At 63.8% G+C, this 7,956-nt stretch carries 8 protein-coding genes; 4 read left to right on the top strand and 4 right to left on the bottom strand.

All coding sequences use genetic code 11. From position 1 onward, the window contains the following. Positions 1–1,392, top strand: a 1,392-nt coding sequence (gene rpsA, locus WBQ44_RS00170) for a 30S ribosomal protein S1 (protein WP_495564716.1), incomplete at its 5' end; no start/stop codon positions are given. Positions 1,393–1,598: 206 nt separating this feature from the next. On the opposite strand, the gene WBQ44_RS00175 is transcribed toward rpsA, so the two are convergent. Beyond that, a complete protein-coding gene (locus WBQ44_RS00175) occupies positions 1,599–1,808 on the bottom strand; it encodes a hypothetical protein (protein WP_495564717.1) in 210 nt (69 codons plus the stop codon). Positions 1,809–1,936: 128 nt separating this feature from the next. Here WBQ44_RS00175 and coaE point away from each other — a divergent pair, with 128 nt between their 5' ends. Beyond that, entirely contained in the window at positions 1,937–3,154 is a 1,218-nt protein-coding gene (coaE, locus tag WBQ44_RS00180; RefSeq protein ID WP_495564718.1) for a dephospho-CoA kinase, read from the top strand. An 18-nt stretch (positions 3,155–3,172) separates the two neighbouring features. Here coaE and WBQ44_RS00185 read toward each other — a convergent pair whose 3' ends face one another. Further along, complete coding sequence (locus tag WBQ44_RS00185) at positions 3,173–3,685, bottom strand: ribonuclease FAU-1 family protein (protein ID WP_495564723.1); 513 nt, start codon at positions 3,683–3,685, stop codon at positions 3,173–3,175. Between the two features lie 107 nt (positions 3,686–3,792). On the opposite strand from WBQ44_RS00185, the gene uvrB reads away from it, so the two are divergent. Together uvrB and WBQ44_RS00195 are read left to right on the top strand one after the other, a co-directional pair. Further along, positions 3,793–5,955: an excinuclease ABC subunit UvrB gene (uvrB, locus tag WBQ44_RS00190; protein ID WP_495564719.1), complete on the top strand. Its 2,163-nt coding sequence runs from the start codon at positions 3,793–3,795 to the stop codon at positions 5,953–5,955. A gap of 43 nt (positions 5,956–5,998) precedes the next feature. Continuing rightward, positions 5,999–6,850: an SCO6745 family protein gene (locus WBQ44_RS00195; protein WP_495564720.1), complete on the top strand. Its 852-nt coding sequence runs from the start codon at positions 5,999–6,001 to the stop codon at positions 6,848–6,850. Between the two features lie 4 nt (positions 6,851–6,854). Here WBQ44_RS00195 and WBQ44_RS00200 read toward each other — a convergent pair whose 3' ends face one another. After that, positions 6,855–7,742, bottom strand: a complete 888-nt coding sequence (locus tag WBQ44_RS00200) for an ABC transporter permease (protein WP_495564721.1) — start codon at positions 7,740–7,742, stop codon at positions 6,855–6,857. Further along, positions 7,739–7,956, bottom strand: a 218-nt coding sequence (locus WBQ44_RS00205; protein ID WP_495564722.1) for a hypothetical protein, incomplete at its 5' end; no start/stop codon positions are given. The genes WBQ44_RS00205 and WBQ44_RS00200, both read right to left, overlap by 4 nt.

The following is a 7,956-nucleotide window of genomic DNA, read 5'->3' on the forward strand; positions in this document are numbered from 1 at the left end:
AAGTACTTCAACGACGGCGACATCGTCGAAGGCACGATCGTCAAGGTCGACCGCGACGAGGTCCTGCTCGACATCGGCTACAAGACCGAGGGCGTCATCCCCTCGCGCGAGCTGAGCATCAAGCACGACGTCGACCCCAACGAGGTCGTCTCCGTCGGAGACCTCGTCGAGGCCCTCGTCCTCCAGAAGGAGGACAAGGAAGGCCGGCTCATCCTGTCCAAGAAGCGCGCACAGTACGAGCGCGCCTGGGGCACCATCGAGCAGGTCAAGGAAGAGGACGGCGTCGTCACCGGCACCGTCATCGAGGTCGTCAAGGGTGGTCTCATCCTCGACATCGGCCTCCGTGGCTTCCTGCCGGCCTCCCTTGTGGAGCTGCGCCGGGTGCGCGACCTGCAGCCGTATGTCGGCCGCACGCTCGAGGCGAAGATCATCGAGCTCGACAAGAACCGCAACAACGTGGTCCTGTCGCGCCGTGCCTGGCTCGAGCAGACCCAGTCCGAGGTTCGCCACGGCTTCCTGACCCAGCTCCAGAAGGGCCAGGTCCGCAAGGGCGTCGTGTCCTCCATCGTCAACTTCGGTGCCTTCGTGGACCTGGGTGGCGTCGACGGACTCGTGCACGTCTCCGAGCTGTCCTGGAAGCACATCGATCACCCGTCCGAGGTTGTCGAGGTCGGCACCGAGGTCACCGTCGAGGTTCTCGACGTCGACCTGGACCGCGAGCGTGTTTCGCTGTCGCTCAAGGCAACTCAGGAAGATCCGTGGCGTCAGTTCGCTCGCACGCACGCGATCGGCCAGATCGTTCCCGGCAAGGTCACCAAGCTGGTTCCGTTCGGCGCCTTCGTGCGCGTCGAAGAGGGCATCGAGGGCCTCGTGCACATCTCCGAGCTGGCCGAGCGCCACGTGGAGGTTCCGGACCAGGTCGTGGGTGTCGGCGACGATGCACTCGTCAAGGTCATCGACATCGATCTCGAGCGTCGTCGAATTTCGTTGAGCCTCAAGCAGGCCAACGAGGATTACGCCGAAGAGTTCGATCCGTCGAAGTACGGAATGGCCGACTCGTACGACGAGCAGGGCAACTACATCTTCCCCGAGGGCTTCGACTCCGAGACCAACGAATGGCTCGAAGGTTACGAAAAGCAGCGTGAAGAGTGGGAAGGCCGCTACGCCGAGGCAGAGCGTCGCCACAAGATGCACACCGCTCAGATGGAGAAGACGGCGAAGGACGAGGCCGCAGAGGCCGCCAACACCAACTACTCCTCCGAGTCGGGTCAGGCACCCGCCGACGCCGAAGGCGATGCTCCCGCAGCATCCGCTCCGGCATCGACCGGTGGATCACTCGCCAGCGACGCTCAGCTCGCTGCGCTGCGTGAGAAGCTGTCGGGCAACGCTTGATAGTCGCTCGCCTGTAAAGGTGTGAGAAGCAGAAGGGCCCCGGTTCCGTGTTTCGGAACCGGGGCCCTTTTATGCGGCTCCGCCGCCCGTGCGTCAAAAGTGCTGTTCCAACGACACTTTCCGCACACCGGCGGCGCCAGCCGCATACAAGAATGGACCCGATTCCGTGGAGGAATGCGGGTCCATCGTCGTCTTCGACGGTCGGCTCAACCTGCGACGGCGGGGCTCCACTGAGCGACTGCACCGGTACGCTTGCGCATCGATGCGAAGCTGTGACGGGCGGGGCTGAGCAAGTTGGTGAACCAGTTGCGCCGATGTTCGGACAACGCCAGGGCAACCTCGGGAATCAAGATGACGTGAATCCCCGATTCCATGCCGAGACGGTGCCGACCCGGTTGGATCTGATTGCTTCGCATCGTGTTCCTCTTCGCTTGCAGTGGGTCGGCAAATATCTCTCTCGCAGGACGAAGATAACGGACACCACGGCAAACCTGCTGTATTTGGGGCTGATGTGCTTCGGCGTGTTCGATGACAGACTGGAGAGATGTTGAGACTCGGCCTCACCGGAGGCATAGGAGCAGGCAAGTCCACGGTGTCGAAGATGCTGTCGGGCTTCGGGGGTGTACTCGTCGACGCCGATGTCATTGCACGGGAGGTCGTCGAGCCCGGGTCGGTCGGGCTGGCACAGCTCGTCGACGCGTTCGGTGACAAGATTCTCGGTGCCGGCGGTGCGCTCGATCGGCCGGCATTGGCCGCCAGGGCATTCGGTGACGACGAATCTCGCGGGAAGCTCAATTCGATACTGCACCCGTTGATAGGTCGGCGAACTGCGGAAATCATCGAGGGTGCGCCCGCCGACGCAGTCGTCGTTCAGGACATCCCACTGTTGGTCGAGGGAAACATGGGAGCGTTCTTTCAATTGGTCGCTGTCGTACACGTGGACGCAGAGGAACGTGTGAACCGCTTGGTGCAGCAACGCAATATGCCCGAGCAGGATGCCCGCGCCCGCATGGCAGCACAGGCGACGGACGAGGCCCGACGTGAAGCCGCGGACGTCTGGCTCGACAACAGCGGTTCGCCGGGTGATCTCGACGATGTGGTGCGTGCCCTCTGGTATGACCGGCTGGTCCCCTTCGAGCGCAATATGCGCGACGGTGTGGTCGTGACCGCAGAACCCACCCTTGTCGCGGCCGATGCGTCGTGGTCCGCACAGGCGCGACGGCTGATGGCCCGGATCGCTGTCGCGTGTGGGGATTCCGCGATGCGAATCGACCACATCGGTTCCACCGCAGTCGACGGTGTCGACGCCAGGAACGTGATCGACGTTCAAATCACCGTCGCCAGCATGGAAGTCGCGGACGCACTCGCGAAACCGTTGCAGAACATCGGGTTTCCGGCTGTTCCGAGCGTCACAGCCGACGAACCGAAGCCGGCCTACGGTATCGGTGGGGAAGCAGATCCGTCCCTGTGGGACAAGCGATCACACGGGAGCGCGGATCCAGGTCGGGCCGTCGACATCTCCATCCGGGTGGACGGGTGGCCCGGGCAACGCTTCGGGCTGCTGTTCCGGGACTGGCTTCGAGCCGACGCCGACGCTGCAGCGGAATACCTGGACATCAAGAAGTCGGCGTCAGCGCGGGCGGCCGAATGCTCCGATGATTGCGAGGCCTCCGTCGTCTACGCCGACACGAAAGCGCCGTGGTTCGATCGGGCGTACGTCCGCGCGTGGGAGTGGGCGGAGGGCTCCGGTTGGACGCTCTGACTCCTCGGAACGGACCGGTCAGCGTTCGGTCCGGGGCCGCCAGCGGGTCGGCATGTCGAGCGATGCGAGCCACGCGTCGAGGTCGTAATCGTGCGATGCAAGGCCGGCGACCGCGAACACCGAACGGTTCATCGCGAGCTCGGCCGTGACGGCGTCGAGCTGATTCTCGACACGGGCCTGAAGTAGTTCGTCGGCGTCGAGGAAGTCGAAGCCCCGCCCGGTGCGGACCACGATGTCCAGGTAGTGATCGATCGACGTCCACACGGTCGGACCGGCGGCGAACTCTCCGATGTCGAGGTAGTAGTTCTGATCGCGCACGTGCCCCGGGAGGTAGTGGAAGATCGACGCGCGGACGCCCAAGCTCGGGATCAACCATGACTGCAGGTAGTCGAACTGCGGGTGGTCCGACGGACGCGCCATGTAGAGACCCCAGGGCTCCAACCGGTATTCGTCGACGGGCCGTAGAAAGCCCTTCGGGTCGGTGTTGGTAAGGCCGGCGATATCGAAGTATTCGCGCTTCGGTGGGTGCACGTGAACGGTCGGCTCGGCGGGTGCGTCCATGGGTGACCAAGCTACCGGTTCGCGTTCGTACAGGCCGCAGGATCGAATGTGTCGGTGGTCGCGTCTACCCTGGTGATATGGCGTTTGCATCCGAACATCCCGTGGTCGCTCACTCGGAACACCGTCCCGTCGGAGCTATCGAGCGAACGGGGCCTGCGTTCGAGGTAGTCAGCGATCACAAGCCCGCGGGCGATCAGCCGACGGCCATCGCCGAGCTCGAGCGCCGCATCAGAGCGGACGAGAAAAACGTGGTGCTCCTCGGTGCAACGGGTACCGGTAAGTCGGCGACGACGGCGTGGCTCATCGAGAAGCTCCAGCGTCCGACGTTGGTGATGGCCCCCAACAAGACGTTGGCGGCGCAGTTGGCCAACGAGCTGCGCGACATGCTGCCCAACAATGCCGTCGAGTACTTTGTGTCGTACTACGACTACTACCAACCCGAGGCGTACATCGCGCAGACGGATACGTACATCGAGAAGGACTCGTCGGTCAACGACGACGTCGAGCGTCTGCGGCACTCGGCGACGGCAAATCTACTCTCCAGGCGCGATGTGGTGGTGGTCGCGTCGGTGTCGTGCATCTACGGTCTCGGCACGCCGCAGTCCTACGTGGACAGGTCCATCGACCTGCAGGTGGGCGTGGAGGTACCCCGCGACGCTCTGCTGCGGCTGCTCGTCGACGTGCAGTACACGCGCAACGATATGGCGTTCACGCGCGGTTCCTTTCGCGTGCGCGGAGATACCGTCGAGATCATTCCGTCGTACGAAGAGCTGGCGGTGCGCATCGAGTTCTTCGGCGACGAGATCGAGGCGCTGTACTACCTGCACCCGTTGACGGGCGACACGGTTCGGAAAGTCGACTCGGTGCGTATCTTCCCGGCCACGCACTACGTTGCCGGTCCGGAGCGCATGGAGAAGGCCGTCAAGAACATCGAGGCGGAGCTCGAGGAGCGGCTCGCGGAACTCGAAAACAAGGGCAAGCTGCTCGAGGCTCAGCGCCTTCGCATGCGTACGCAGTACGACCTCGAGATGATAAAGCAGGTCGGGTTCTGCTCGGGCATCGAGAACTATTCGCGTCACATCGACGGCCGTGGCCCCGGCACTGCTCCCGCAACGTTGATCGACTACTTCCCAGAGGACTTTCTCCTCGTCATCGACGAGTCGCACGTGACGGTGCCGCAGATCGGTGCCATGTACGAGGGCGACATGTCGCGCAAGCGAAACCTGGTGGAGTTCGGCTTCAGGCTGCCGTCCGCAACCGACAACCGTCCGCTGACGTGGGAGGAGTTCACTCAGCGGATTGGGCAGACGGTCTACTTGTCGGCCACTCCGGGTAAGTACGAGTTGGGTCAGACCGGCGGGGAGTTCGTCGAGCAGGTCATTCGTCCGACCGGTCTGGTCGACCCGAAGGTTGTCGTCAAGCCCACCAAGGGACAGATCGACGATCTGGTTCACGAAATTCGGGCGCGCGCGGAAAGAGACGAGCGCATCCTCGTCACCACGCTGACGAAGAAGATGTCCGAGGATCTCACCGACTATCTGCTCGAGCTCGGTATCCGGGTCCGCTACCTTCACTCGGACATCGACACGTTGCGCCGCGTCGAGCTTCTGCGGCAGTTGCGGCTCGGCGAGTACGACGTGCTCATCGGCATCAACCTGCTGCGTGAGGGCCTGGACCTCCCCGAAGTGACGTTGGTGGCCATTCTGGACGCCGACAAGGAGGGCTTCCTTCGCAGCGGAACCAGCTTGATTCAGACCATTGGTCGTGCCGCTCGTAACGTGTCGGGCGAAGTGCACATGTACGCCGACAAGATGACCGACTCGATGAAGTACGCGATCGAGGAGACCGAGCGCAGACGCGAGAAGCAGATCGCGTACAACGTCGAGAAGGGTGTCGATCCGCAGCCGCTGCGCAAGAAGATCGCGGACATCCTCGATCAGGTTTACGAAGAAGCGGACGACACCGAGGAATCCATCGAGGTGGGAGGTTCGGGACGCAATGCCTCCCGAGGACGACGTGCACAGGGCGAGAAGGGGCGAGCCGTCAGCTCCGGTGTCTACGAGGGTCAGGACGTCACGTCCATGCCGCGAGCAGAACTGGCCGCGCTGGTGAAGAACCTCACCGACCAAATGATGAATGCTGCCCGAGAACTGCAGTTCGAACTCGCCGGTCGTCTACGCGACGAGATTCAAGACCTGAAAAAGGAATTGCGGGGGATGGACGCGGCGGGACTGAAGTAGCCGGGCGGGCGGTTCTCGACGGCGGGTTCGCTACGGTTCAGTCATGGACGCTTCCACCGCCGGCCGGAGTGCGCGAGCACTCAACCTTCTCCATTCGCTGACCTACTTTGTTCCCGAGACTCGGGACGCGCTCATCGAGGCGGGGTTGCAGGGCCGCGCAGGTTACTTCGCCGGGCGCGCGGCTCCCCTCGGGCCGGTGGGCGCGGGAGTCGTTGCGGCCACGTTCTACAACTTCAACCGTGACGAGATCGCCCCGCTCGTTCCGGCTGCCTGGTCCATCGTGTCACCGGAACGGATCATGGAGATTCGCTACCGCACTCTTGACGAGGCGTACCGACGCCTGCTGGGCGACGAAGTCCTCGTGTCGCCGGAAATGTCGGAGGCGGCGGAGCTCGCGTCCATCGCAGCGCGAGGCATTCCCGGCGACGACGGGCGCCCGCTGTACGCCGCCTATTCGGAACTGGAATGGCCCGATGCGCCGCATCTGGTGTTCTGGCACGCATTGACATTGCTGCGTGAACATCGTGGGGACGGGCACATTGCCGCACTGCAGACTGCCGAACTCAGCGGGATCGAAGCGTTGATCACCCACACGGCGACGGGGCAGGGGTTCGAGAAAGAGTTCGCGCGCAAGCGACGCGGCTGGTCCCACGAGCAGTGGGAAGCCGCATCGGAAAGCCTTCGCGATCGCGAAATTCTCGACGCCGACGGCACACTCACCGAGCACGGCCACGACCTTCGCAACCTCGTGGAGGACATCACCAACGACCTCGCCCTCGCGCCGTGGACGTCGTTGGGCGAAGACGGAGCGGCGCGCCTCGTCGAGCTCGGAACGCCGTGGCGTGACAGCGTCGTCGAGCAGGGAGTGTTCCCCGACGGCGTGTTCGGGCGCTGACCCGTCAGCTGGTGATGTCCTTCGTGGAGAACCGCTGCCAGGCGATCGTTCCGAACACCGCGGCGTAGGCGAGGGCGGAGAACGTCCCCACGACCATGTCGTTCCATTCGATCGTGGGGGCGAGTGCGTCGATCCACGAGTTGGCGTAGTGCCCGGGCAGGTAGTTGCGCAATGATCCGAGGGCCGTGATCTGGTCGAGGATCTGCATCAGGATCGACGTCATCACGGCGCCGCCCACTGCCCCTAGCGGCGCGTCGGTCAGTACCGAGAGCAGCATGGCGAGTCCGGCTACCCATAGCAGGTTGACTGCGATGTACGCCACGGCGACGAGCAGCCGGCCCAGGGCTTCCGAGTACGCCAAGCCGTCGCCGAAGGGTGTCACCAGTGGCTCGGCGCCGTACAAGACGGTTCCCAGCGCCAGCGACACCAGGACGAGGACTGCAATGGCAGCAAGCGACAGCGTGGCCGATACCAGGGCCTTCTGCAGAAGCAGCCGAGTTCGGGGAACCGGGATCGCCAGCAGATAGCGCAGCGACGACCACGAGGCCTCGCTGGCCACCGAGTCGCCGAAGAACAACGCAACGACGACGATCAACAGAAATCCGACCGACATGAACAGTGCGAACACGGTGAAGTTCACACCACCGCGGGTGCCCAGTTCGATGAGCCCGCCGGCGTCGGAGTCGGACGACGAGCTACCGACGGTGAACGCAATCGCCAGGATGACCGGCAACAGCGCCAGGAACCCGATGGCGAGTTGTGTTCTGCGACGCCCGAATTGCCGACGCAATTCGGTCATATAGGGGAGTGTGCGGCCGGCGGTGTAGCCGGATGCTCGCCCGTCGGAATGCATCGCGTTGGTCGATTCGTCCGGTCGCGGGGGTGTGATCATGGTGCGTCCTTGGTCGAGACGGATCCGGCCGGGACGGGCGCGGGGAGGGCGTCGTTGTGGACCAGATCGAGGAACACGTCTTCGAGTCGCGTCGACTGTGACAGACCTCGAACCTGCAGTCCCGCGTCGAACAACGCCTTGATGACGTCCGCCGGATCGATGGTCCCGAGGTCGACGCGCAGGGTCGAGTCATCGACGACGGTCGGTGTGCACC

It is taken from the genome of Rhodococcus sp. (in: high G+C Gram-positive bacteria) (assembly GCF_049591685.1).
Taxonomy (GTDB): Bacteria; Actinomycetota; Actinomycetes; order Mycobacteriales; family Mycobacteriaceae; genus Rhodococcoides.

Excerpts from the sequence above, each read along its gene's own strand:
- coaE (WP_495564718.1), top strand. The coding sequence starts at position 1,937 with ATGTTGAGACTCGGCCTCACCGGAGGCATAGGAGCAGGCAAGTCCACG.
- uvrB (WP_495564719.1), top strand. The coding sequence starts at position 3,793 with ATGGCGTTTGCATCCGAACATCCCGTGGTCGCTCACTCGGAACACCGT.
- WBQ44_RS00175 (WP_495564717.1), bottom strand. The coding sequence starts at position 1,808 with ATGCGAAGCAATCAGATCCAACCGGGTCGGCACCGTCTCGGCATGGAA.
- WBQ44_RS00195 (WP_495564720.1), top strand. The coding sequence starts at position 5,999 with ATGGACGCTTCCACCGCCGGCCGGAGTGCGCGAGCACTCAACCTTCTC.
- WBQ44_RS00200 (WP_495564721.1), bottom strand. The coding sequence starts at position 7,742 with ATGATCACACCCCCGCGACCGGACGAATCGACCAACGCGATGCATTCC.